General features: G+C 54.6%; 19 protein-coding genes. 17 read left to right on the forward strand and 2 right to left on the reverse strand.

The window, feature by feature from the left end:
- Position 1: 1 nt before the first annotated feature.
- The 5 genes from GC087_RS09600 to GC087_RS09620 all read left to right on the forward strand — a co-directional run bounded on the left by GC087_RS09600 (position 2) and on the right by GC087_RS09620 (position 4,645).
- Positions 2–982, forward strand: coding sequence for an ABC transporter permease subunit (locus tag GC087_RS09600; protein ID WP_033739482.1), 981 nt, complete (start codon positions 2–4; stop codon positions 980–982).
- 71 nt (positions 983–1,053) lie between these two features.
- Positions 1,054–1,992, forward strand: a complete 939-nt coding sequence (locus GC087_RS09605; protein WP_054633546.1) for an ABC transporter substrate-binding protein — start codon at positions 1,054–1,056, stop codon at positions 1,990–1,992.
- Positions 1,993–2,039: 47 nt separating this feature from the next.
- A complete protein-coding gene (locus GC087_RS09610) occupies positions 2,040–2,732 on the forward strand; it encodes a D-lyxose/D-mannose isomerase (protein ID WP_054633547.1) in 693 nt (230 codons plus the stop codon).
- Positions 2,732–3,592: a ketose 1,6-bisphosphate aldolase gene (locus GC087_RS09615; RefSeq protein WP_324030611.1), complete on the forward strand. Its 861-nt coding sequence runs from the start codon at positions 2,732–2,734 to the stop codon at positions 3,590–3,592. Before GC087_RS09610 ends, GC087_RS09615 begins: the two co-directional genes overlap by 1 nt.
- Positions 3,593–4,645 carry a carbohydrate kinase family protein gene (locus GC087_RS09620; RefSeq protein WP_324030422.1) on the forward strand — a complete coding sequence of 351 codons (1,053 nt, stop codon included), beginning with the start codon at positions 3,593–3,595 and terminating at the stop codon, positions 4,643–4,645.
- Here GC087_RS09620 and GC087_RS09625 read toward each other — a convergent pair.
- The gene (locus tag GC087_RS09625) at positions 4,582–5,325 is read right to left on the reverse strand and encodes a response regulator (protein ID WP_033739476.1); all 744 of its coding nucleotides are present in this window, start codon (positions 5,323–5,325) and stop codon (positions 4,582–4,584) included. The genes GC087_RS09620 and GC087_RS09625 overlap by 64 nt on opposite strands.
- Before the next feature lie 437 nt (positions 5,326–5,762).
- Here GC087_RS09625 and GC087_RS09630 point away from each other — a divergent pair, with 437 nt between their 5' ends.
- Both GC087_RS09630 and GC087_RS09635 read left to right on the forward strand, forming a co-directional pair.
- Complete coding sequence (locus tag GC087_RS09630; protein ID WP_205955453.1) at positions 5,763–7,061, forward strand: NCS2 family permease; 1,299 nt, start codon at positions 5,763–5,765, stop codon at positions 7,059–7,061.
- Between the two features lie 397 nt (positions 7,062–7,458).
- The gene (locus GC087_RS09635; RefSeq protein ID WP_324030423.1) at positions 7,459–8,460 is read left to right on the forward strand and encodes a hypothetical protein; all 1,002 of its coding nucleotides are present in this window, start codon (positions 7,459–7,461) and stop codon (positions 8,458–8,460) included.
- Positions 8,461–8,537: 77 nt separating this feature from the next.
- Here the strand turns inward: GC087_RS09635 and GC087_RS09640 are convergent, their stop codons facing one another.
- Positions 8,538–9,992: an AMP nucleosidase gene (locus GC087_RS09640; protein WP_324030425.1), complete on the reverse strand. Its 1,455-nt coding sequence runs from the start codon at positions 9,990–9,992 to the stop codon at positions 8,538–8,540.
- 345 nt (positions 9,993–10,337) lie between these two features.
- On the opposite strand from GC087_RS09640, the gene GC087_RS09645 reads away from it, so the two are divergent.
- The 10 genes from GC087_RS09645 to tssC all read left to right on the forward strand — a co-directional run bounded on the left by GC087_RS09645 (position 10,338) and on the right by tssC (position 24,134).
- Complete coding sequence (locus GC087_RS09645) at positions 10,338–11,798, forward strand: EmmdR/YeeO family multidrug/toxin efflux MATE transporter (protein WP_172677641.1); 1,461 nt, start codon at positions 10,338–10,340, stop codon at positions 11,796–11,798.
- 1,079 nt (positions 11,799–12,877) lie between these two features.
- Positions 12,878–13,474, forward strand: coding sequence for a hypothetical protein (locus GC087_RS09650; protein WP_033742175.1), 597 nt, complete (start codon positions 12,878–12,880; stop codon positions 13,472–13,474).
- Positions 13,475–13,497: 23 nt separating this feature from the next.
- Positions 13,498–14,001 carry a type VI secretion system lipoprotein TssJ gene (tssJ, locus tag GC087_RS09655; protein ID WP_050504999.1) on the forward strand — a complete coding sequence of 168 codons (504 nt, stop codon included), beginning with the start codon at positions 13,498–13,500 and terminating at the stop codon, positions 13,999–14,001.
- 21 nt (positions 14,002–14,022) lie between these two features.
- A complete protein-coding gene (gene tssK / locus GC087_RS09660; RefSeq protein WP_033742173.1) occupies positions 14,023–15,363 on the forward strand; it encodes a type VI secretion system baseplate subunit TssK in 1,341 nt (446 codons plus the stop codon).
- Between the two features lie 16 nt (positions 15,364–15,379).
- Positions 15,380–16,627, forward strand: a complete 1,248-nt coding sequence (locus GC087_RS09665) for a DotU family type VI secretion system protein (protein WP_080752842.1) — start codon at positions 15,380–15,382, stop codon at positions 16,625–16,627.
- A 3-nt stretch (positions 16,628–16,630) separates the two neighbouring features.
- Positions 16,631–20,257, forward strand: coding sequence for a type VI secretion system membrane subunit TssM (gene tssM / locus GC087_RS09670; protein WP_324030427.1), 3,627 nt, complete (start codon positions 16,631–16,633; stop codon positions 20,255–20,257).
- A gap of 14 nt (positions 20,258–20,271) precedes the next feature.
- Positions 20,272–20,988, forward strand: coding sequence for a type VI secretion system-associated protein TagF (gene tagF / locus GC087_RS09675; RefSeq protein WP_033742168.1), 717 nt, complete (start codon positions 20,272–20,274; stop codon positions 20,986–20,988).
- A 10-nt stretch (positions 20,989–20,998) separates the two neighbouring features.
- A complete protein-coding gene (gene tssA / locus GC087_RS09680; RefSeq protein ID WP_324030429.1) occupies positions 20,999–22,024 on the forward strand; it encodes a type VI secretion system protein TssA in 1,026 nt (341 codons plus the stop codon).
- Between the two features lie 80 nt (positions 22,025–22,104).
- Positions 22,105–22,635 carry a type VI secretion system contractile sheath small subunit gene (gene tssB / locus GC087_RS09685; protein ID WP_033742165.1) on the forward strand — a complete coding sequence of 177 codons (531 nt, stop codon included), beginning with the start codon at positions 22,105–22,107 and terminating at the stop codon, positions 22,633–22,635.
- The gene (tssC, locus tag GC087_RS09690; RefSeq protein ID WP_033742163.1) at positions 22,635–24,134 is read left to right on the forward strand and encodes a type VI secretion system contractile sheath large subunit; all 1,500 of its coding nucleotides are present in this window, start codon (positions 22,635–22,637) and stop codon (positions 24,132–24,134) included. Before tssB ends, tssC begins: the two co-directional genes overlap by 1 nt.
- Positions 24,135–24,559: the final 425 nt, after the last annotated feature.

Genomic DNA, 24,559 nt, shown 5'->3' on the forward strand with positions numbered 1-24,559 from the left:
CATGACACAAACGGCACGGATTCATCCACCCACGGTCAGACGAGCCCTGATGGGCGACATCATGCAGACCGTCGGCATTTTACCCATTTTGATTTTAATCGTGGCGGTCTTCGGCGTTGTCACACCCAATTTCTTTACCGAAGCCAATTTACTGAATATTACGCGCCAGGCGTCCATCAACATTGTACTGGCCGCAGGCATGACGTTTGTCATTCTTACCGGCGGTATCGATTTATCTGTCGGCTCAATGCTGGGCACGACGGCGGTGGTGGCGTTGCTCACTTCGCTGGATCCGATGCTGGCCTCGCTCACGATTCCGATGGCGCTGGGAGCCGGGCTGGCGATGGGTCTGTTTAACGGCATTCTGGTGGCCTGGGCCGGGCTTCCGCCGTTTATCGTGACGCTGGGCACCTATACCGCACTGCGCGGAGCCGCCTATCTGCTGGCGAACGGCACCACGGTCATCAACGCCGATATCAATTTCGAGTGGATAGGCAATGGCTATCTGGGGCCGGTACCGTGGCTGATTGTTATTGCGTTCGCGGTGATTGCGCTTTGCTGGTTCATCCTGCGCCGCACCACGCTGGGCGTTCACATCTACGCCGTAGGCGGCAATATCCAGGCAGCCCGTCTGACCGGGATCAAAGTCGGGCTGGTACTGCTGTTCGTTTACGGGATGAGCGGCTTACTGTCCGGCCTGGGCGGACTGATGAGCGCTTCACGTCTCTACAGCGCCAACGGCAATCTGGGCATGGGTTACGAGCTGGATGCCATTGCGGCGGTCATTCTGGGTGGCACCAGTTTTGTGGGGGGAATTGGCACCATTACCGGCACGCTGATTGGCGCACTGATTATTGCCACGCTGAACAACGGCATGACATTGATGGGCGTTTCTTATTTCTGGCAGCTGGTGATTAAAGGGGCCGTGATCATCATCGCCGTTCTGATCGACAAATATCGCACGCGTCATCATGTGGGCTGATGTCCCCTATGCAGAGAGTACACAACGCGCCATTCAGCAGTTGGCCGATAAATAACAGCAGGAGAAGATCTATGCGTTTTAATCCGATTGTAACCGGGTTGCTGGCGGCAACGCTGCTCAGCGCCGGTATGGCTCAGGCAAAAGAACTGAAATCGATTGGCGTGACGGTGGGCGATCTGGCTAACCCGTTCTTCGTGCAAATCACCAAGGGCGCAGAGATGAAGGCGCGCCAACTGGCTGGCGATAACGTCAAGGTGACGCTGGTGTCGAGTGGCTACGATCTTGGACAGCAGGTAGGGCAGATAGATAACTTCATCGCCGCTAAAGTCGACATGATTATCCTGAATGCCGCGGACTCAAAAGGGATCGCGCCCGCAGTGAAACGCGCACGGGATGCCGGGATTGTGGTGGTGGCTGTCGACGTCGCCGCCGACGGTGCCAACGCGACGATCACCTCGGATAACACTCAGGCCGGTGAAATGGCCTGTAAATATATCGCTGACCGTCTGAAAGACAAAGGCAACGTCGTCATTATCAACGGACCGCCGGTCTCGGCGGTGCAAAACCGCGTGGAAGGCTGTATGACGGCGCTGAAACGCCATCCTGACATCAAACTACTTTCTTCTAATCAGAACGCCAAAGGCAGCCGTGAAGGCGGCCTGGAAGTGATGACCGGCCTGCTGTCGGCCAACCCGAAAATCGATGCCGTGTTCGCGATTAACGATCCAACCGCAATTGGCGCGGATTTAGCGGCGAAACAGGCACAGCGTAACGAGTTCTTCATTGTCGGAGTGGACGGTTCACCGGACGGCGAAGAAGCGCTGAAACGTAAGAACTCGCTCTTTGCCGCCACGCCCGCTCAGGATCCTCAGGTGATGGCCGCGAAAGCCGTCGAAATCGGTTACGACATCCTGCAGGGAAAACCCGCACCGGATAAACCCGTGCTGATCCCGGTGAAGCTGATCGACCGTAATAATGTCGGCAGCTACAAAGGCTGGACCGTGAAATAAACCAGCAGGCGGCATCGCAGGGTGCCGCCTTAACGGGAGAGCGGAAGATGAAACGCGCCGACGTGAACAGACATTTGCAATATACGCGAGACTTTTTCACCCGTCAGGACGTCCCTCTGCCGTCCTGGGCCGATTACGGTCTCCGGCAGTGGCGTCAGCAACAGGAGGACATCACTGAAATCGTTGCCTTACGCCTGGGCTGGGATCTGACCAGTTTTGGTGGCGACGATTTTCTGCAAACCGGCCTGACGTTATTCACACTCCGCAACGGCTCGCCGCACGGAACGCCCTGGCACAAACCTTATGCAGAAAAAGTGATGCACGTGCGTGAAGGGCAGGTAACGCCGATGCATTACCATCCGCGCAAGATGGAAGACATTATTAATCGCGGCGGCGGCAACCTGATTGTCGAGCTGTATAACCGTGAAGGCCATGACAAAGCCGCCACGCCGGTGACGGTTTCCCTGGACGGCATCCGGCAAACCCATGCGGCGGGTTCGCAGATCAGGCTTTCCCCTGGTGAAAGTGTCACGCTCGTCGCGGGCGTCTGGCACAGCTTCTGGGGCGAAAACGGCTTTGGTGACGTGCTGGTGGGGGAAGTCTCCATGCCCAACGATGATGACAACGACAACGTCTTCCTGACGCCGCTGGCGCGTTTCAACGACCTTGACGAGGATGAGGAACCCCAGAGGCTGCTTTGTAACGACTATTCCCGCTGGCTCACCTTGAGGAGTGAATGATGGCTTTGATTTCTCTGGCACAGGGGCTGGCGCATGCCCAGCAACAGGGTTATGCGCTGGGCGCGTTTAATGTCCTGGACAGCCATTTCCTGCGTGCGCTGTTTGATGCGGCAGAGCGACAGCGCTCGCCGTTTATTATCAACATTGCCGAAGTGCATTTTAAGTACGTCACGCTCGATCAGATCGCTGAGGCGATCCGTTTTGAAGCCGCGAAGCATACTGTTCCGGTGGTGCTGAACCTGGATCATGGCTTGCACTTTGAAGCGGTGATGCAGTCGATTCGTCTCGGGTTCACCTCGGTGATGTTTGATGGTTCGACCCTGAGCTATGAAGAGAACATTCGCCAGACGCGGGAAGTGGTTCGCGCCGCACATGCCGTCGGCGTTTCCGTTGAGGCAGAGCTGGGCGCAGTCGGGGGTGATGAAGGCGGCGCACTGTTTGGGGAAGCGGACAGCGAGAAATTTACCGATCCGCGACTGGCCGCTGAATTTGTGCGCGAAACCGGCATTGATACGCTGGCGGTCGCCATTGGTAATGCGCACGGCAAATACAAAGGGGAACCCAAACTGGATTTTGACCGGCTGGCGGCGATTCGTCAGCAAACCGGTGTACCGCTGGTGCTGCACGGCGGGTCGGGCATCAGCGACGCGGATTTCCGTCGGGCAATCTCACTCGGTATTCACAAAATTAACTTTTACACCGGCATGTCTCAGGCGGCCCTTGACGCGGTGGAACGCAGCCTGGCCTCGCGCAATACCCGTTATGATGAGTTCGCAGAGTTACTGATGGCGGTGGAAAAGGCGATTTGTGAAACCGTTATGCAGCAGATGAACATTTTCGGCAGCGCAGGCCAGGCGTAAATGGCAACGCGAAGCGGCATTCTGGCCGCAGGTGTCATGCTGGTGGATTATGTGCATCGCATCAGCCACTGGCCGGAACAGGGCTGGCTGACCGAAATACAGCACAGCGAAAAGGCCGCAGGTGGCGCGCCGCTCAATGTTCTGCTCACGCTGTCGCGCATGCAGTGCACACTGCCGCTGGCGGCGATTGGCCTGCTCGGCAATGACGCCGATGGCGATTTTCTGCTGGCTATGATGAAAGCGGCGCAGATTGACTACCGGTTAGTACAGCGCACCGACGACAAGCCTACAGCGATGACCCAGGTGATGACGACCCCGGACGGACAACGGACTTTTTTCTTTTCACCCGGCGCCAACAGCTTACTGGACAGACCGCACTTCGCCGCCGTCGATGACGCACAGCGCATCTTTCATCTGGGGTATTTGCTGCTGCTGGAAACGCTGGACGGCGTGGACAGTGAATTTGGTACCCGCAGCGCCCGGTTGCTGGCACACATGCAGCAGCGGGGCTATTTCACGTCCCTGGATCTGGCTTCCCGCGCGGGCGATTACCGCCCTCAGGTGCTGCCCGCCTTACGCTGGCTGGATTATCTGGTGATTAATGAACTGGAAGCGCAGGCGTTGTCAGGCGTGCTGTTACGTGATGGCCGCGGCATTCAGCCGCCCGCCGCTTTTGCCCGTGCCGCGCAGTGGCTGGCGGAGCAGGGCGTGCGTCAGCGTGTTGTCATCCATGCGCCCGAGGGCGCATGGGGACGTGAAGCGGACGGCGAAGGTGTCTGGCAGCCCGCCTGGCAGCTGGCACCCGACGCCATTGTGGGCAGCGTCGGAGCGGGTGATGCGTTTTGTGCGGGCGTGCTGTTTGCCAGCCATGAAGGCGAGGATATGGTCTCGACGCTGAAACTGGCCCATACCTGCGCCTGTTTTAATCTGCGTGCCGCCAATGCGACAGACGGCATTCGCCCCTTGCGCGACATGCGTGAATGGATGGCTCAGGCGGTTTGTGTGGAAAGTCCCAGCCCTTCAGGTTTGACCACATCGGCAGAAAAAACATAGCCCAGCCCGCGGATAGTGCGGATCAGGCCGGGCTGATGCGGATTGGCTTCAATTTTACGACGTAACCGCATGATCAGCACATCGATCGTGCGGTCAAAGACATCCATCGTCTCGCTGTGGGTCAGTTCTAATAACTGATCGCGTGTCAGGACCTTACGTGCATGCCGTACCATGGCGCGTAACAAAGTATATTCCCCCTGCGTCAGGGGAACCGTTTCGCGTTGAGGATTGAGTAACTGGCAGCGCGCTTCATCAAGCACCCAGCCATTGAAGCGCCAGCCTGACTGCGCGTCATCACTGGTTGCGGCACGTCCGCTGCGTCTGAGGGCGGCGCGTGCGCGGGCCACGACCACGCGGGGATTGAATGGTTTAGCAATATAGTCGTCCGCGCCCATCTCCAGACCCACGACCATCTCCGATTCCGATCCCATGCCGGTCAGCATGATTACGAGGATATCAGGCCGTTGACGCTGCAACTGCTGGAGCACCAGCAATCCATTGGTATCAGGCAACATCATATCCAACATTACCAGCGCGATGTCCGGGTGAGCACTGACCATCGCCAGCGCCTCTTTACCCTGATGACAACGATAAACCCGTAAAGCATGTTCACTGAGCGCGTCCTGCAACAGATCGCAGACCGCAGGATCATCATCCACCACCAGAACTGCTGGCTTCATTGTGTGACCTCAATGTTACTAAAGAGTTAATTTCGAGTTTACACATTCCCCTTTTGCCTGCAGGTTAATGCGGCTGAAACGTGACCAGCGTCGCCTCACAAAGTGTTGAAGCGTGCGTCAGCACCCTTTTTTCGCCTTTTCGGCACCGAAAGGAAAACGTTTGCGCATTTAGGGGGCAATGCACCATAATCGCGCCCTGATTCGGTTCAGAATTCTCTTAAGGCTCGTTTGCGCTTATTCAGGTAATCGATTGCGTGTCGGACTGGCACAGCAATTGCTTAAGCCTTAGCAATTGCTCACATGACAAAGGAAAGCAACCCCGGTTTTTAGCAGGCCTGCAACGGCGCGGGCCAGCCGTCGGCATTACCACAAACAGCATGATAATAACTTTGGCAAGAGAGCACGTACCTGAGTGACGTCTCTATCATCGAGAGATAATGATGTTAGAAAAACTATTTAAATTAAAAGCGCACAACACAACGGTTCGCACCGAAATCATCGCCGGGATCACGACCTTTCTGGCAATGGCTTATATCCTGTTCGTTAACCCCAGTATTTTAGGGGCGACCGGCATGGACAAAGGTGCGGTCTTCGTTGCGACCTGTCTGGCGGCAGCAATTGGTTCTGTGTTGATGGGACTGATTGCCAACTATCCTATCGCCCTGGCACCGGGAATGGGCCTGAATGCCTTCTTCACGTATACCGTTGTGCTGCACATGGGCTACACCTGGCAGATTGCGCTGGGCGCGGTATTTCTGTCTGCGGTTATCTTCTTTGCGTTATCAATCTTTAAAATTCGCGAATGGATTATCAAAAGCATTCCGTTGCCGTTGCGTGCGGGGATTGCCGCCGGTATTGGTCTGTTCCTGGCGATTATCGCGCTGGAAGGGGCGGGAATCGTCGTCGACAATCCGGCCACGCTGGTAGGAATTGGTGATTTGACCAAGCCTGGACCACTGATGGCGATGTTAGGTTTTATCATCATCGTCGTGCTGGAGGCGCGCCGTGTGACGGGCGCGGTTTTGATTGGCATTCTGATCATTACCTTTATCTCCATGGGAATTGGCCTGACGCCGTTTGGCGGCGTATTTTCTGCCCCGCCGTCCATCGCCCCGACGTTTATGCATCTGGATATCGCGGGTGCGTTTAACGTGGGTCTGATTAGCGTGATTTTTGCGTTCCTGTTTGTCGACGTGTTTGATAACACGGGAACGCTGCTGGGCGTGACCAAACGTGCCGGACTGGCTGACGAAGAGGGCAACGTGCCTAAAATGGGGCGCGCGCTTGTGGCGGACAGTGCGGCGGCGCTGTTTGGTTCTCTGCTGGGAACGTCCACGACCACCAGCTATGTCGAATCGGCTGCAGGCGTCAGCGCCGGTGGCCGTACCGGATTAACGGCTGTGGTGGTGGCAGTGCTGTTTTTACTGGCGCTGTTCTTTTCACCCCTGGCTTCCAGCGTGCCGGTTTACGCCACGGCACCCGCACTGCTCTTTGTGGCTGTGCTGATGACCTCAGGCCTGGCCGAGATCGACTGGAAAGACATTACTACTGCGGCTCCTGTTACGGTGACGGCCCTGACCATGCCATTAACGTATTCCATTGCAAACGGTATCGCTTTCGGCTTTATCACCTGGACCGTGGTGAAACTGCTGAGTGGACGGACGAAAGAAATTAATGCGGCGCTGATTATTCTTTCCCTGCTGTTTGTCATTAAGCTCGGCTGGTTGAGTGCATAATTAACTTCACCGTTACAGCATAGTTAATATGCTGTAACGGTTTTAGCGTTATATTTCGCGTCGATGCATCACCATGCTGATTCAGCTTTTTTCAATCGTTGTGCATTCTCTTCCAAAATGAATATGAACTGCCTTTTCTTCACGCCTTTCACCTCTTACTCTTCGACAACACCTACTGAATAAGGCGGCACGCTGGTTTTATTTTGCGTTCTTATTCAATCAGGTAATGTTTATTGTGCGGGACTTTGCTTCAATAACGTCGAAGCAGGTCGTGAATAACGTTAACGGATGCATGTAATCCGCCTGTCAGGGACCGATAATGGGCAACCTTTGTATAAAACGGGATCGCAGAAAGCCAAACGTAATCGACCGTCATTGCGGGACGGGAGGCAAAACAATGGAAAATTTTGAAAAGCGCTTTGAGCGACTGGAGCAAGACAGCCATCAGATGAAAATTGATCTGGCGCTGTTCAGTGGGCGCGCGACGGCATTTGCGACGAAAACCGATCTTGAAATACTGCGCTCAGAGCAAACGCTGTTTCACGTTGAAATGCTTCAGCGATTCACTGGCCTGGAAGAAAATGTAGAACACGTCGCGAGTCAGTTTGCCGGTATTGAGAACAGGCAGGATCGTATTGACAGCAAAATTTTTGAAATCAATAAGGTATTAGTCGACGTTACTAACCGGTTTAACAGCATTGACGCCAGCTTCTCGGTTGTCATAGCGAAATTTGATGATACTGACAGCCGATTTGATGGAACAGATAAGCGGCTGGACGGACTTGACTGTCGGTTTGATGGTGTGGACATGCGGCTCGATAACGTGGATAAGCGTTTCGACGGACTCGACTGTCGACTTGATGGCGTGGACAAGCGGTTCGACGGACTCGACTGTCGGCTTGATGGCGTGGATAAGCGGCTGGACGGACTCGACAGTCGGCTTGATGGCGTGGATAAGCGGCTGGACGGACTCGACAGTCGGCTTGATGGTGTGGATAAGCGGCTGGACGGCATCGACAGTCGGCTTGATGGCGTGGATAAGCGGCTGGACGGACTCGACAGTCGGCTCGATGGCGTGGATAAGCGGCTGGACGGCATCGACAGTCGGCTTGATGTCGTGGATAAGCGGCTGGACGGACTCGACAGTCGGCTCGATGGCGTGGATAAGCGGCTAGACGGAATCGACTATCGCCTTGATGGCATTGATAAACGACTCGACGGAATGGATCGTCGCTTCGACAAGGTGAATCAGCGATTCGACAAGGTGGATGAGCAATTCGATAAGCTGGATGCGCGATTTGAAAGCCTGAATAATCGCCTTATCTGGACATTTATGGTCCCGGCTATTCTGGCTGTGTTTGCCTGGTTTATAAATACTGCCGTACTGAACGCAGCCTGATTCAGCAGAAACGGAGAAGGGATGACGGCATTAATGTGAAAGAGACTCACCCTTAATACCGTCTTTGATTTTACTCTTTAACGGAACGGGGGTTCGTTAAACGTTCGCAGTTTACGCGAATGTAACTTGTCACCCTCAGCCCGTAACAGCTCTACCGCCTGAATCCCAATTTGCAGGTGTTCAGAGATGGCGCCGTCGTAAAAGCGATTCGCCTGACCGGGCAGCTTAATTTCGCCGTGTAACGGTTTATCGGAAACACAGAGTAACGTGCCATAAGGCACCCGGAAGCGGTAACCCTGGGCGGCAATGGTGGCACTTTCCATATCCACCGCCACGGCGCGGCTGAGATTAAAGCGCAGGGCAGAAGCCGAGTAACGCAGCTCCCAGTTACGGTCATCGGTGGTGACGACAGTACCGGTGCGCAGGCGCTCTTTGACTTCTTCGCCGGGCATACCGCTGACCGATTTGGTGGCATCGTAGAGGGCGCGCTGAACTTCGGCGATGCTGGGAATCGGGATATCCGGTGGCAGCACGCTATCCAGTACATGATCGTCACGCAAATACGCATGGGCCAGCACGTAATCCCCAATACGCTGACTTTCGCGCAGGCCGCCGCAGTGACCTATCATCAGCCAGGCATGAGGGCGAATGACGGCAAGGTGATCGCAGATGGTTTTGGCATTGGAAGGACCCACACCGATATTGATCAGCGTGATGCCGCGACGATGCGGTGACGTCAGATGCCAGGCAGGCATCTGATGTTTTTTCCAGGCCAGATCGGACAGCATCGCGTCATTGTTTTCCGTGTCAGACGTCAGGATGACATCTCCGGCGCACACCAGGCTGTCAAACGGGGTTGACGGATCGCGTACCTGTTCGATGGCCCAGCGGACGAATTCATCCACATAACGCGTGTAGTTGGTAAACAACACGAACGGCTGAAAATACTCCACAGCCGTGCCGGTATAGTGGCGCAGGCGTGCCAGCGAAAAGTCGGTGCGCAGCGCATCAAAGTGGGAAAGGGGGAAAGTGGCGTCAGCATGAAACAAGCCATCTGCCGTTTCATCCCCAATCTGCGAGAGTTCAGTCGTGGGAAAATGACGGGCTATGCCGGCGCTCATGGTCCGGTCCAGCGACAGGTCAGAGCCGTCTATTACATACGGGTAGGGAATCTCCTGCTGTGACGGGCCGACTTCGATGTCCACGTCGTACTCTTTTTCCAGCATCGCCAGCTGTTCTGAAATGTAATGACGAAGTAAAGCGGGGCGGGTGACGGTGGTACTGTAACTGCCTGTATGTGTAAAACGGCCCCATGCACGCGTGCGATTCTGTTGCGGTCCGTCTCCCTGCCAGGTAATGCGTAATTCAGGATAAACAAACAGGCCTTGCTCACGCGCGGCGGGGGCCGGCAGCACGCCTTCTTCCGTGTAGGCCTTGATGGACGCACGAAGCGCATCGACGGCGTCATTGTAAAGTTGCTCAAGCGCATCGAGTGCCTGTTCGCGTGTCAGCTTTTTCCGTTGGGCTGGCATAACTTCTCCTTTCAGGTTCTTACCACAATGCTCCTCAGCTTAGCGGTTTTAACAACGGATTGGGTGAAGAATCTATGATCGCGCGCATTTTGCGGCTGCCTGTTATGGGCGAGGCTAGTGGGCATCATGCGGCACTGAGTAAAAAAACGGATTAACCCGACAGCATCAGGATGTGCACGGCAGCAATGGCTTTCGCTAAGGCAAGAGGGTGGACCGGAGCATGGCAGCACCGATTCGGCGCGACTAAAGGCGAGAGCAGAAAAGTGTGTAACGATGATTTAACAGGAATGCAAAACGTTTTGCATATTTCACTTTACGCTACCATCATTAGAGTTCTTTCCCGACATGTTCATATTTGGTACTCCTTTGCAAAATCCCGGCGTAGCAGTGGTGCAGGCGATTAAGCGCACGGCGTGGTATCCGAAACGTCGCGCTTACCGCACGCTGTACTGGCGTGAAATTTCGCCTCTTGCAGTTCCTATCTTTTTTGAAAATGCCTGTGTGCTACTGATGGGCGTGTTAAGTACCTTCCTGGTGAGCTGGCTGGGCAAAGAAGCCATGGCCGGCGTCGGGCTGGCAGACAGCTTCAACATGGTCGTCATCTCCTTTTTTGCCGCCATCGACCTGGGAACCACGGTAGTGGTCGCGTTTAGCCTGGCCAGACGCAATGGTAAACGGGCCCGCGCCGCAACACGGCAGTCGCTGGCAATGATGACGGTATTAGCCCTGGTGCTGGTTATCGCCATTGAGTTCTGGGGGCATCTGATTATTGACGCCATCGCAGGCGCAGCAGAACCGAAAGTGAAAGCGCTGGCACTCAGCTATCTGCAGGTTTCCGCATGGAGTTATCCGGCGGCGGCCATTACGCTGATTGGTAGCGGTGCGCTGCGTGGGGCAGGGAACACGAAAATACCGATGCTGATTAACGGTGGGATGAATATCCTTAACATCGTTATCAGCAGTGTGCTGATTTATGGCTGTTTTTCATGGAAGGGGCTGGGCTTTGTGGGGGCTGGATTAGGGCTGACAATTACCCGCTACATTGGCGCAATAGCGGTCATTTACGTGTTAATGATTGGCTTCAACGCCTCACTGAGAATTTCGCTGTCCAGCTATTTCAGGCGCTGGAACAGCAGTATTTTATTTGAAGTCTTAAGCATCGGTGTGCCGGCCAGTATTGAATCCGTGCTGTTTAACGGCGGGAAGTTACTGACACAGGTCTTTGTGGCGGGCATGGGCACCAACGAAATTGCCGGCAATTTTATCGCGTTTTCAATCGCCTCACTGATTAACCTGCCTGGTAATGCGCTGGGATCGGCGTCGACCATTATTACGGGAAAACGCTTAGGTAAATACCAGGTTTTTCAGGCAGAGCGGCAAATCAAGCACGTCTATCTGTTGGCTACAATCTGTCTGACAGGCGTTGCTGCGCTGACCATACCGCTGGCGGGCCTGCTGGCACGCTTCTACACCAGCGATCCGGAAGTGATTAGCGTCACCAAACACCTTATCTGGCTGAATGCCCTGTTTATGCCGATTTGGGCCGCTTCCTGGGTGCTCCCCGCCGGCCTGAAGGGCGCGCGTGATGCCCGTTATACGATGTATGTATCGATGTTCAGTATGTGGTGCGCAAGGGTTGTTATTGGTTATCTGCTGGGCATTGAACTCGGTATGGGCGTGATTGGTGTCTGGCTGGGCATGTTCCTTGACTGGACGGTGCGCGGCGGATTTTTCTGGTGGCGGCTGAAAAGCGGGAAATGGCTTAATAACTACCGCAAGATGCTCGCCAGGGCAGAATCCACCTGAATACCTTCAGCCACCCGTTTGTGAGAGGGGATGATGCGTGGCAGCTTCGCGCCGCGCATCATCACAGTCTGTTTTAATACTGCCACGCTTTTCATTTACCTGCCTCTACACAGGTTTCGTCATTCGTCAGGACGGTTCTGTGCCCACTTTTCCCGCAAAGCGGACGAAATGCGTTCGAATCCAGGGCCGCGCGTATCGCCTTCGGGTAGGAATACTCTTAAATTTAACGCCATTGCTTAGTTTAACTCTTTGATTAATATGTGTTATTGATTTTGTTTCAGAAAGACCAGGCAGCCAAATTTGACTTAATTCCTCTTTTCAACTTACGCATCGCGTTTCAGCTGACGGTTTTCTCAGCTTTCAGGGCCATCCGGCACCTTAAAATATTCATCTGGCTTAAGCTTTTATACTAAAGGATAGGGGGCGCTGAGACCATAGATGAGTATCAGACGTACGAAATGTGCAGGTTTCACCGTATTGTCATCTGTTTGAGTTAGTAAAAAACATAAATACTATTACTTAGTTACGTAACTGGGAGCTGTATTGAATTTTTCAAGGCAATATGTAAAGCTGTGTAAGATGTTAATAAATGGAAAAGAACTTTACACAGGCGAGCAGGATGTACAGGCTCGTGCGGTAGCTATGGTGCTGCATATTTTTTTGTAACCCATTGATTTATTGCTATTTGTGTGAGATCGACTGGAATTTAAGCAGGATGTTACCATTCTCCCCACACGAATAACGATTAACCAGCCCCGTTAAGTTTAACGATTACCTAACAAAAATCGTGTCTTACCAAAACATAATCTGGCTGCTTTAATACCGTTTGCTTTTAGGAATGGGTCAGTTTGCTGAATGTATTTGGTGAAATTCAGCCGACCCGCTTCTCCGGTCATCAGGTTTTATGAACTGTGCCTATACTGTTCATGCTCATCGTATAAAATTTACACTCAATCAACGCTCCTATTCAGGCAACTTGTATTGTTAATCAATGGCTTGGCGTCATCTGGCGTCCAGCTGACGTTGTGCAACAATACGACGCGCTGACCACCGGCCAATGGCCACTTTTTTGGGTATTAATGGAACTAAATATGAAAAAAATGGTGAACTTTCGAATTGCATTAAGCCTGATGTTTGTTTTTGCTGTTGCAGGCTGTAAAACACCGCCAAAAATGACAGATGACACAATGGTCACCAATACCGTTGATGGCACTACCCTGATTCACCGTCATGCCGTAGCTGCGCCTGCACAGTTCACCGCCGTCAATGAGAGTTACCGTGCCCTGTATCCTGCCTCTGTGATGACACGCCCGGATTTTGGCGGCAAGGTCGTGGAAACGCTGAAAACGGGTGAAACCTATACCGTTGTGGGTCAGGTAGAAAATAACTGGCTGGCACTGGGCGAAGAAGCTGACGCGGTTTCACCACCCGCAACTGACGCGAAAGCCACCGACAGTAAGGGCGCCGCGCCTCAGGCACCGACCAATGCGGTCAAAGTCATTGGCTATGTGCCTTTCCGTGCAGTGGTAAAAAGCGATTTATACGACCAAACCATCAAAGCCGATCAGCCTAAGCGTCGTGCGCGTGCCGCCGCGAAGAAAAAGACCTGCGTCTCTGTTGATGGCAACAGCCAGGCCTGCCAGAACAGCAATAACGGTACCTGGATCATTAACTAAGTCAGGGGCAGGGAGGGGCAGATATGGCACATACCCACTTGCGCGCTGGCCTGAAAAAATGGCTCTGGCCCTTCCTGCTACTTCTGCTGACCGCATGCAGTAGCAGTAAGCCCGATATCGCGCGCTACAACCTGAATTTTCAGGCGCATCCCCCCATCAACGCCGGCGCGCCGCTCAAAGTGCGCGTCATGCTGTTGACGTCGGATGCCGAGTTTATGTCCGCTGATTTCTTCACATTACAGAATCAACCCGCGACAGCATTAGGCAATACGCTGCTTAACAGTCAGCAGTTTTTCCTGATGTCCGGTCAGCTCAGTAAAACGCTGAGTGCGAAAAGCCTGCCTGAGGCACGGTTTATCGGCATCATGGCGGAATATCAAAAGCTGGATGGCAAAGTGTGGCGGCTGGCGCTGCCTTTCCCGGACAGCGACAGCAGTTCATTCTGGCAGTTCTGGAAAAGCAATGATGGTGAGCTAAACGCCAACATTATCGTTGACGATGCCGGTATGCGTCCCGTTAAGCAATAACACCGTCTTCAAAGGATGATTATGAACAGAGCCGAAAAGGTTGTTTGGGCGGAAGGGATGTTTTTGCGTCCTCACCATTTCCAGCAGGCAGAAAATTTTCTGCAAAGCTCGCTGCGTGAATGGGGCCAGTCGCAACGTCCTTACATTTGGGGATTTTTCGATCTCGAATTTGATGAAGCGCTGTTACGGCAGGGCAAGCTGGCGCTCAATGCCGCCAGTGGATGTCTGCCGGATGGGACGTTTTTTGCTTTCAGCCAGCCCCAGCAAGGTCCAGCCCCATTAGACGTGCCCGCGAATATTGACCGGGCGAAAGTGGTGCTGGCCATCCCCGCGCGGCGTAATGGCCGCGAAGCGGTAACGTTTGAAGATGCGCCAGATTCTCTGGCGCGCTATCTCGCCTGGGAAGCGGAAGTCGAAGATGACAACGCGCAGGCTGTTGGCACCGCCACTGTCCAGTTTGGCAAGCTTCGCCTGCGGTTAATGCTGGAGCAGGATCTGACCGCAGAGTGGACGGCCATGGGCGTGGCGCAGATTGTTGAAAAACGCAGTGACAACCACATTCGTTTAGACAATGACTATATCCCTCCTACCTTAACGCTTGCAGGCAGTCGTCCGCTTCAGAGCATGATGACGGATTTGCACGGTATGATTCAGCAGCGCAGCCAGCAACTGAGCCAGCGCGCGCCAGGTACCGGGCGTTTTAACAGTGCAGATATGGTGGACTTCATGCTGCTGGCGCTCCTTAATCGCCAGTTGGGGCTGCACGCTCATCTGCAGCACCTGCCGTTACTGCATCCTGAAACGCTCTACAGCCACTGGTTACAACTGGCCGCGGAACTGGCAACCTGGACGCAGGCCCGTACGCCTGACGCGCTTCCCCTTTACGATCACGATGATCTGCAAGGTTGCTTTTCGCGCCTCACCCTGTTGCTGCGTCAGGGGCTGTCGCAGGTCATGGAAGAGAGCGCCATTCAGCTGCCACTGACGCAGCGTTCACACGGCCTGAACGTCGCCACCGTGCCAGACAACAGCATGGTGCGTGAATTTGGCTTTGTGCTGGCCGTCAAGGCAAGCGTTCCCGCCGATGCACTCAAAACCCATTTCCCGGCACAGATGAAGGTCGCGCCTGTGACCAAAATTCGCGATCTCGTGCAGTTGCAGCTTCCGGGGCTGGCTCTGAGAGCCATGCCTGGCGCGCCCCCGCAAATCCCCTGGCACGCGGGATACAGCTATTTTGAGTTGGATAAAAACAGCGAGCTTTGGCAGGAGATGGAACGATCGGGTGCCTTCGCGCTGCACCTTGCCGGTGAGTTTCCGGGCCTGAACATGGAGTTCTGGGCCATTCGCAGTCAGTCAGAATAATTCAAACTGAGCAGGCATGATGCAGGAACAAAACAAACCGAACAGTGATGCTTTTCAGCAGGAGTTAAGTCTGAGCCATCAGAACACGCTGGTGGCCGCAGCTAATCCGCTGATCAACGCCATTCCCCAGATTCGTCACTCGGTATCGCATGACGATCCAGCCCGTTTACGCCAGCAACTTATCGAACAGATTCGTCGTTTCGAGCTGGCCTGTCAGCAGTCGGGTCTGAGCTACGAAGTGATCGTTGGCGCACGTTACTGCCTGTGTACGGCGCTGGACGAAGCCGCTGCGCTGACGCCCTGGGGCAGCCGCGGTGTGTGGACCAGTAATGGCTTGCTGGTAACTTTTCACAACGAAACCTGGGGTGGCGAAAAGTTTTTCCAGCTGCTGGCTAAACTGTCACAAAATCCGCGACAGCATATTCTGTTACTGGAGCTGATTTATTTCTGTCTGGTGCTGGGGTTCGAAGGGCGCTACCGCGTACTCGACAACGGGCGTTCACAGCTGGACACCATTAAACAGCGCCTGCTGCAGATGATCCGAAGCGTCAGGGGAAGTTTTGCCGCTGCGCTTTCGCCACATCCTACCGATCAACCGGTGTTGCGCAAACTGTGGCGACCGATGATTCCGCTGTGGGCCTGTGCCGCGCTGGCGGGCCTGGCGGCCTGCCTGTTCTACATTGTGCTTAACTGGCGGCTGGGGGATTACACCTCGCCGGTGCTGGCCAAAATTTATCAGACGACACTGCCCGAAGTGCAGATTCGAAATCCGGCACCGCCGCCGCCGCCGTCACTGAACCTGAAGTCCTTCCTCAAACCAGAAATCGATGAAGGCCTGGTCGCGGTGCGTGACGAGGCCGATCAGAGCGTGGTGACGCTGAAAGGAGACGGCTTATTCGCCTCTGGATCAACGGAAGTTCGTGGGCGTTATGATGCGGTGATTCAGCGCATTGCCGAGGCCATGAACAACGTCAGCGGGAAAATCCTGGTCGTGGGATACAGCGATAACGTGCCGATTCGCAGTGCACGTTTTGCGTCGAACTACGAGCTGTCGCTGGCTCGCGCTCAGTCCGTTCAGAACCTGTTGCAAAAACAGCTGGCCAATCCGTCACGTGTCAAAGCGGAAGGGCGGGGCGAAACGCACCCGCTGGTGCCTAATAACAGTGCAGAGAACCGCGCCCGCAACCGTCGTGTTGAAATCACGCTGCAGGTCGCACCTGACACGACGAAAGCTGAACTTAACGGCCTGGCAAGAGGGAACTAATCCATGCTGAATGTCCTGTTTTCGATACTGACCAGTCGCCTGGCGTGGGGCTTCGTCGGTATCACAGCGTTATCATTTATCATTTGGGTCATCGGCCCGGTGTTCTCGATAGTGGATTCCCGGCCGCTGGAGTCTGAACAGAACCGCATGATCAGTATTGCGCTGCTGTATGTGGTCTGGGGCCTGAGTCAGGCGATTCCACGTCTGTATAACTACTGGCTGAACCGCAAACTGATGTCCAGTCTGGAGACCAGCAAACCGGACGCACCTGAGGAAGAGCGCAAACGCCTGACCAGTGAGGATCAGGTGCTTGCCAGCCGCTTCTCTGAAGCGACAGAAATGCTAAAAAAGGCGCATTTTCAGCGCCAGAGCAGTAAAGGCGCCCCTTTCTGGGCGCAGCGCTTCAGCCATCAGTACCTGTACCAACTGCCGTGGTACATGATTATCGGTGCGCCTGGCGCGGGTAAAACGACGGCGCTGGTGAATTCCGGTTTGCAGTTTCCGTTGGCCGATAAATTTGGCAAAGCGGCCTTACGCGGTATTGGCGGAACACGAAACTGCGACTGGTGGTTTACAAATGAAGCTGTCCTGCTGGATACCGCAGGACGCTATACCACGCAGGAAAGTCAGCAGGAGCGTGATGCCAGTGAATGGCACCATTTTCTGGCGCTGCTGCGCAAATACCGTGGCCGTCAGCCTGTAAACGGCGTCATTGTGACACTGAGCGTGGCTGATCTGTTGTCGCAGTCGCCCGACGCCATGCGTAATCAGGCGATGGCGCTGCGTCAGCGCCTGATGGAACTTCACGATCAACTGGGCATTCGCTTTCCGGTTTATGTGCTGGTCACTAAAGCTGACCTGTTAAAAGGTTTCCGCAGTTATTTTGCCAGCCTGGATAAAACACAGCGCGAACAGATTTGGGGATTTACCTTCCCATGGGCGAAAGCCTCGACAGCGGATTTCGAACTGAGCAGCCAGTTCCAGCAGGAATATACTCTGTTGCAACAGCGGCTGGATGCCGGGCTGGCGGATGTTCTGCTGGCGGAAAGTGATGCGCAGGCGCGGGCAGAAAGTTATCTGTTCCCACAAGAATTTGCCGCGCTGCGCCCACAGTTGGCTGAAGCGCTGGATATTCTCTTTGCCCGTTCTGATTTCGAAACGCAGTTTGCGCCGCGCGGGATCTATTTCGCCAGCGGCACCCAGGAAGGGCTGCCATTTGACCGTGTGATGGGCGAACTGACACGTGCCCTGCACTTGCCGGGCCAGCAGCAGGGCGAGTCAGGTAGCTGGGACAAGGTGGATAAAGAGGCCCCGATTCCGCAGAACAAAGGCCAGAGTTTTTTCCTGAAAGGGGTGCTGGAAAATGTCATTTTCCAGGAGTCGGGCCTGGCGGGCAGCAATCGCTGGTGGGAACTCCGTAATCGCGTAGGGCTCTGGTCGGGCTACCTGGCCTTGCTTATCCTGGTGCTGATTGCGGGGACATTGTGGCTGATCAGCTATAACAAAAATAAAACTTATCTGCAGGAGATGGCGGCCAAAACGCCGCAGGTCGAGCAACTGGGTGACAAACTGCAAAAAGAGGTGAACGGTAACCTGTTTGCGCTGGTCCCTTATCTCAACACGCTGTTGCACCTGCCGGAAAGCGCGTCTTTTTCCCTGGAGCATCCGCCGCTGACGCGTCGCATGGGACTGTATCGGGGTACGGAAGTGAGTGACGCCACGCAGGCGTTATACGATCGCGCACTTAAACAACTGTTGATGCCACAAGTGGCGCAAAATATTACCCGCTGGTTACGCAATGACAACGGCAGCGATGCCGATTACAGCTATGAAGCCCTGAAGGCTTATCAGATGCTGTATCAGCCAAAGCACTATGACGGTAAGTTTCTTCAGGCGTGGATGATGTTAAATATCTCCCGTGAACTGCCTCAGGATGTGACGCAGGCGGAGGTGAAACAGCTGGCGTGGCACCTGCAGCAGTTGCTGGAAACACAGATCCAGTCCTCGCCCTATGCGAAGGATGACGCGCTGGTAAAGCGCGAGCAGGCGCTGATTAGTCAGATGCCGCTTTCACAGCGCGTTTACGGACGCCTGAAACGCCTGCTGGAACGCGATAGTGCATTGTCACCCGTGACCCTGGGTGCCCTGGGTGGGCCGCAAAGCGAACTGGTGTTCTCACGTAAAAGCGGTAAATCCGTGAATGAAGGCGTATCCGGACTTTTCACGCCCGACGGCTACTGGAACCACGTTGATAAAGAGATCGCCCCCGTTACGGATGCTCTCTACAAGGATGATATCTGGGTGCTGGGCGGCGAAACGGCCCATGAAGACAGCAAACAAACCGATATGGCGGTGCGTCAGCTGTATATTCAGGACTATATTCGCCAGTGGGAGCAGTTTCTCAGCGATATCCAGCTCAACAGCAGTGCCGATTTAACGCAGCGTATTAATACCGCACGTCTGTTATCCAGTAACCATTCCCCGCTGCGGCAACTGGTTATTAATTTGAGTAAACAGCTCACGCTGACGCGGGCACAACCTGACGACAAGAGCGCGAAAAATGCCGCAGCCGCGTCAGATAACAGTGCCACGCGCACGTTACAGGCACTGTTTACCTCGCCGCGCTCGAATGGTGAACAGGGTGCGGTGCAGCAAACGCCTGAACAAGCGGTAACGGCCCATTTCGCACCGATTATCGAACTGGCACAGCCATTGCAGCAGGGCAGCAAAGTGCTGGCCGTGGATGATTTCCTGAAGCAGATTGACGACCTCTATCGTTACCTCACGGCCGTACAGGACGCGGCGAACAGCGGAATGCCACCGCCGTCCAGTGATGCGATCAGCCGTCTGCAGGCCAGCGCGGGCCGTTTGCCTGGCTCGCTGCAAAATATGGTCTCCAGTATGGCTGTCGGTGCCAGCAGTGATGCACAGCGTCGCGATATGGATAACGTCCGCAAGCGCATTACCATGGAAGTTGGCAGTTTCTGTCGCCAGGCGATTGCCGGCCGCTATCCTTTAGTGCGCAACGCGCGAAGTGAAGTCACGCCTGACGATCTGGCGCGCATGTTTGCGCCAGGCAGCGGACTGATGGACAGCTTCTTCCGGGACAATCTGGCCAGTAAAGTGGATACCACCCGCGCGGCATGGCGTTTCACGCCGGGCATTGATGGTAAAACGTTACCGGGGGGCGAAGCGTTGCTGCGTCCGTTCCAGCAGGCTCAGTCGATTCGCGATGCGTTTTTTGCCAATGGTGCCACCACGCCTTCTTTCCGCGTGACGTTGCGCACGGTAAAAATGGACAACGACATTCTTAATATGACGCTGGACGTGGACGGGCAAATCTTACGCTACAGTCATGGTCCACAGGCGGTGCAGTTAGTCAGCTGGCCCGGTCCGGGGGGAACCAGTCAGGTGCGCATGCAACTGGGCCTGACGAATGGCACGACCTCCACGCTGACCACCAGCGGGCCATGGGCGCTTAATCGCTTCTTTGACCGCGCACAGGTCACCTCGGTCGGCGGACTGACGCGCGAAGCCAGCTTTAATGTGGACGGCCATAATGTGACGTTGTCCTTTACGCCGGGCAGCATCAGGAACCCCTTCCAGCTCCCTGCATTTAGCTGTCCCTGAAACAGGATCTGACTATGACTCAATACGCAGCACCTGGCTGGTACGGCAAACTGCCCAGTTCGGGTGATTTCGTAAAACGACGTTTCCCCGATACCCTGCAGCGCCAGTGGTCGAACTGGTTTCAGGTAGGATTGCATCACTGGCAAACCAGTGCGGAAGGCGAGCATTCCGCGTCCCGGGCCTTTCTTAAAGCGCCCGTATGGAATTTTGTCATACCGCCCATGTTAGGTACGCAGCTGATTCAGATGGGCTGCCTGACCGCCGCCCGCGACAGCGTCGGGCGACATTATCCGCTCTGTGCGTTGCGCTACTTTACGCCAACGGAATGGGCCCCGTTATTGCTGGCCCGCGCCGGTGACTGGTATCACCAGATGGGCAATACCTTGTTGCGGGCGGTTCAGGAGGGTGGCACGCCCGAGCAGTTTGATCAGGCGTTGTTAAGTATTCCCCTTCCACAGCCTCAGGAAGGCGAAGCCTCATCGGATATCTTATCGGTGATCGGCAGCGGGGAGAATAATGCCTCCACCCTGAGCTGGAATTTGCCATCACAGAGTTTTGATCCCCAGTTTCAAAGCAGCTTTTGGTGGACCAATCAGAGCGACGGTTTTCCGCTTTATACCCATGTCCACAGCGGCAACCTGACAGCGCAGTTATTTTCGCTGTTATTCGATCCGGCGGGCGGTGCAAAGCCCGGGCGAAATGGACTTTATCCTCCTATGTTTGAATCCTGAGGCGAAACGGATGAGTATTGATATTGACACGTTGCTGATACCGGTAAGCCACGATAATCCCTGCGGGGATAACCTGGAATACGATGCGGATTTTCAGGCGATGGAACAGGCCAGCGTAGGCAAAGCCGAGCAGCAGTTCGGCAATACCATCATTCCGGCCGAACCGGCTGACTGGAACAAGGTCGAAAAGCTGGCACTGGATTTAATGAGCCGCAGTAAAGACTTACGCGTCATGCTCACGCTGACGCACGCCTGGACTCGTCTTAAAGGGTTGCCCGGCTATGCACAGGGGTTGCAACTGATTGAGCAGGCCATGTCGCAATACTGGGAAACCTTGTGGCCACGTCTGGAAGAAGATGGCCAGCCCGATCCCTTTTACCGCATCAATGCCCTGGCCGTGCTGGGCGACCAGTCAGCCCTGGCGGGCTCGGTGCGCCAGTCGTGGTTGCTGCGTTATGCTTCCGACGGGATTACGCTTCGCGATGCCGCTGCATTATGTGACGGCAGTAAAACGGAAGTGCCAGACTACCCTGGCGGCCTGCCGCGTCTTAATGATGAACTGGCGCGAGGCGAGCAACCCGGCGTTGCGGCCATTCAGGACATTGGCGAACGTTTGCAGCGCATTCGTAGCCTGGTGACTGAAAAGCTGGATGAAACGGCCTTACCGGATATGAGTCAGCTTCAGCGCAGCTTCGCCATGCTGAATGAGCGTTGCCAGGCCACCGATATCGGCGCGTTACAGTCTCTGGCAGCGGCCGTACAGTCTGCACCGGAAACTGAAAACCCAACCGCGCCCAGGGCCGCGTCGCGCGCCGCTACAGACTGGCGCAGTGCTCAGCTTAACTCGCGTGCTGAAGCGCAGTTAATGCTGGAAAAAGTGAAACAGTACTTTACGCAGCACGAGCCCAGCCATCCGGCACCGTTGATGATTGACCGTGTACAGCGCCTGATCGAACTCGACTTTATGGACATCATTCGCGACCTTGCGCCGGATGGTGTACATCAGTTAGAAAACATTTTTGGACGCCGCGACTAAGCTATCAGTGAAGTCTTAACGCAGCGAGACCTGCGCGCCTCCTGCGAGCCAGTAACCGCGCATTATTTATGGAGAGAACCATGCCAACAATGAAGTCCAGTGGGCAGAAATTTATCGCCCGCAATCGCGCGCCACGCGTTCAGATTGAATATGACGTGGAAGTTTATGGTGCAGAACGAAAAATTCAGCTGCCCTTCATCATGGGCGTACTGGCCGATTTAGCCGGTAAGCCGCTGGAGCCGCAGGCCAGCGTTGACGACCGCAAATTCCTGGAAATCGACATCGATAACTTCGATGAGCGCATGAAAGCCATGAAGCCACGCGCTGCATTCCAGGTCGACAATACGCTGAACGGCGACGGCAAACTGAATATTGACCTGACTTTTGAAAGCATGGACGATTTCTCCCCGGATGCCATTGCCCGTAAAGTCGAACCACTTAACAGCCTGCTGGAAGCACGTACTCAGCTTTCAAATCTGCTGACCTATATGGATGGCAAAAATGGCGCTGAAGAGCTTATCGGCAAAATTCTTCAGGATCCGACCCTGCTGCAGGCGTTGACGCATGTGCCTAAGCAGGCGGATGCCGCAGAAGGGAAGGAGGAGCAATAATGAATCAGACTTCTCAACAACCCCAGTCACAGGGCGATGCCAGTTTTAGTCAGGACGAGTTTAGTGCCTTACTGAACAAAGAGTTTCGTCCAAAGAGTGATCAGGCGCGCGAAGCGGTAGAAAGCGCGGTGAAAACGCTGGCACAGCAGGCGCTGGAAAATACGGTGACCGTTTCCAGCGATGCTTACCGCACCATTCAGGCACTGATTGCTGAGATTGATGAAAAGCTGTCTCAGCAGGTCAACCAGATTATTCACCATGAAGAGTTTCAGAAGCTGGAAAGCGCCTGGCGCGGTCTGAGCTATCTGGTGAATAACACGGAAACCGATGAGATGCTGAAGATTCGTTTCATGAGCATCTCTAAACAGGAGCTGGGCCGCACGCTCAAGCGCTATAAAGGCGTGGGCTGGGATCAAAGTCCGCTGTTTAAGAAAATCTATGAACAGGAATACGGCCAGTTCGGTGGCGAGCCGTTCGGTTGCCTGGTCGGCGATTACTACTTCGACCACAGCCCGCAGGACGTTGAGCTGCTGGGCGAGATGGCCCGCATCGGTGCGGCCGCGCACTGTCCGTTTATCACCGGTACCGCGCCAGGCGTTATGCAGATGGAATCCTGGCAGGAGCTGGCGAATCCACGCGATCTGACCAAAATCTTCCAGAATACCGAATATGCCGCCTGGCGCAGCCTGCGCGAATCGGAAGATGCGCGTTATCTGGGCCTGGTAATGCCGCGCTTCCTGTCTCGTCTGCCTTACGGCATTCGTACCAACCCGGTTGACAGCTTCGATTTTGAAGAGCAGACCGATGGCTCGGATCACAGCAACTACAGCTGGACCAACGCAGCTTATGCGATGGCGGCCAACATCAATCGTTCATTTAAAGAGTACGGCTGGTGTACCTCCATCCGTGGCGTGGAATCAGGTGGCGCAGTGGAAAACCTGCCCTGCCATACGTTCCCCAGCGATGACGGTGGCGTGGACATGAAGTGTCCGACCGAGATCGCCATCAGCGATCGCCGTGAAGCCGAACTGGCGAAAAATGGCTTTATGCCGCTGGTCCACCGTAAAAACTCTGACTTCGCCGCGTTTATTGGCGCACAGTCGCTGCAAAAACCGGCGGAATACCATGATGCGGACGCTACCGCGAATGCTCGTCTGGCTGCCCGTTTGCCGTACCTGTTCGCCTGCTGCCGTTTCGCTCACTATCTGAAGTGCATTGTGCGCGACAAGATTGGTTCATTCCGTGAGCGTGACGATATGGAACGCTGGCTGAATGACTGGATAATGAACTATGTTGATGGTGACCCGGCTAACTCTTCACAGGAAACCAAATCACGCAAGCCACTGGCTGCGGCGGAGGTGAATGTGGAAGAGCAGGAAGACAACCCTGGCTACTATGCAGCGAAATTCTTCCTGCGCCCGCATTATCAGCTGGAAGGATTAACAGTGTCGCTGCGTCTGGTATCGAAGCTGCCTTCGCTGAAGTCGAACGAGAATTAAATTTTTTTGCAATGTAAAGCACGTCCAGGTGGCGTGCTTTTTCAGACGATTAAGCATGACCTTTTTCACTTCAAAAATTCTGTTGCCCGCAAAATAAACCTTTTCTGAAAATACTGGCTCCGGTAGAAGGTCTACGGGTTTCGACCGGGCTATAAAGGTATAATGGCAGGCTACCTAATCAGATATTTTGCTGTTCCATGTCGGCCAGATAAATAATTAGCTCAACTGTTCTGTTATCGCTGTGAGAATGGATAGGGGTTAAGTCATCAGCCTGCAACAGAATGAACGACATAATTAAATTTAGCGTATTTACGACGGATGCCTTGTGTGCGTCAGCATTCATTTGACGTACCGATACGGCAAAAAAATCTCCTGCTGTTGCAGTTTATTGTAGTGGGACCCTTCGGGAAGCCTGTAGCACTCCC

It is taken from the genome of Pantoea sp. JZ2 (genome assembly GCF_035191405.1).
In the GTDB taxonomy this organism is placed as follows: Bacteria; Pseudomonadota; Gammaproteobacteria; order Enterobacterales; family Enterobacteriaceae; genus Pantoea; species Pantoea stewartii.

Bases quoted from the DNA above. Each gene is read 5' to 3' on its own strand.
- GC087_RS09620 (WP_324030422.1), top strand. From the start codon at position 3,593: ATGGCAACGCGAAGCGGCATTCTGGCCGCAGGTGTCATGCTGGTGGAT.
- GC087_RS09610 (WP_054633547.1), top strand. From the start codon at position 2,040: ATGAAACGCGCCGACGTGAACAGACATTTGCAATATACGCGAGACTTT.
- tssC (WP_033742163.1), top strand. From the start codon at position 22,635: ATGAATCAGACTTCTCAACAACCCCAGTCACAGGGCGATGCCAGTTTT.
- GC087_RS09605 (WP_054633546.1), top strand. From the start codon at position 1,054: ATGCGTTTTAATCCGATTGTAACCGGGTTGCTGGCGGCAACGCTGCTC.
- GC087_RS09630 (WP_205955453.1), top strand. From the start codon at position 5,763: ATGATGTTAGAAAAACTATTTAAATTAAAAGCGCACAACACAACGGTT.
- GC087_RS09650 (WP_033742175.1), top strand. From the start codon at position 12,878: ATGGAACTAAATATGAAAAAAATGGTGAACTTTCGAATTGCATTAAGC.
- tssJ (WP_050504999.1), top strand. From the start codon at position 13,498: ATGGCACATACCCACTTGCGCGCTGGCCTGAAAAAATGGCTCTGGCCC.
- GC087_RS09665 (WP_080752842.1), top strand. From the start codon at position 15,380: ATGATGCAGGAACAAAACAAACCGAACAGTGATGCTTTTCAGCAGGAG.
- tssK (WP_033742173.1), top strand. From the start codon at position 14,023: ATGAACAGAGCCGAAAAGGTTGTTTGGGCGGAAGGGATGTTTTTGCGT.
- tssM (WP_324030427.1), top strand. From the start codon at position 16,631: ATGCTGAATGTCCTGTTTTCGATACTGACCAGTCGCCTGGCGTGGGGC.
- tssB (WP_033742165.1), top strand. From the start codon at position 22,105: ATGCCAACAATGAAGTCCAGTGGGCAGAAATTTATCGCCCGCAATCGC.
- GC087_RS09635 (WP_324030423.1), top strand. From the start codon at position 7,459: ATGGAAAATTTTGAAAAGCGCTTTGAGCGACTGGAGCAAGACAGCCAT.
- GC087_RS09615 (WP_324030611.1), top strand. From the start codon at position 2,732: ATGGCTTTGATTTCTCTGGCACAGGGGCTGGCGCATGCCCAGCAACAG.
- GC087_RS09645 (WP_172677641.1), top strand. From the start codon at position 10,338: ATGTTCATATTTGGTACTCCTTTGCAAAATCCCGGCGTAGCAGTGGTG.
- GC087_RS09625 (WP_033739476.1), bottom strand. From the start codon at position 5,325: ATGAAGCCAGCAGTTCTGGTGGTGGATGATGATCCTGCGGTCTGCGAT.
- tssA (WP_324030429.1), top strand. From the start codon at position 20,999: ATGAGTATTGATATTGACACGTTGCTGATACCGGTAAGCCACGATAAT.
- GC087_RS09640 (WP_324030425.1), bottom strand. From the start codon at position 9,992: ATGCCAGCCCAACGGAAAAAGCTGACACGCGAACAGGCACTCGATGCG.
- tagF (WP_033742168.1), top strand. From the start codon at position 20,272: ATGACTCAATACGCAGCACCTGGCTGGTACGGCAAACTGCCCAGTTCG.
- GC087_RS09600 (WP_033739482.1), top strand. From the start codon at position 2: ATGACACAAACGGCACGGATTCATCCACCCACGGTCAGACGAGCCCTG.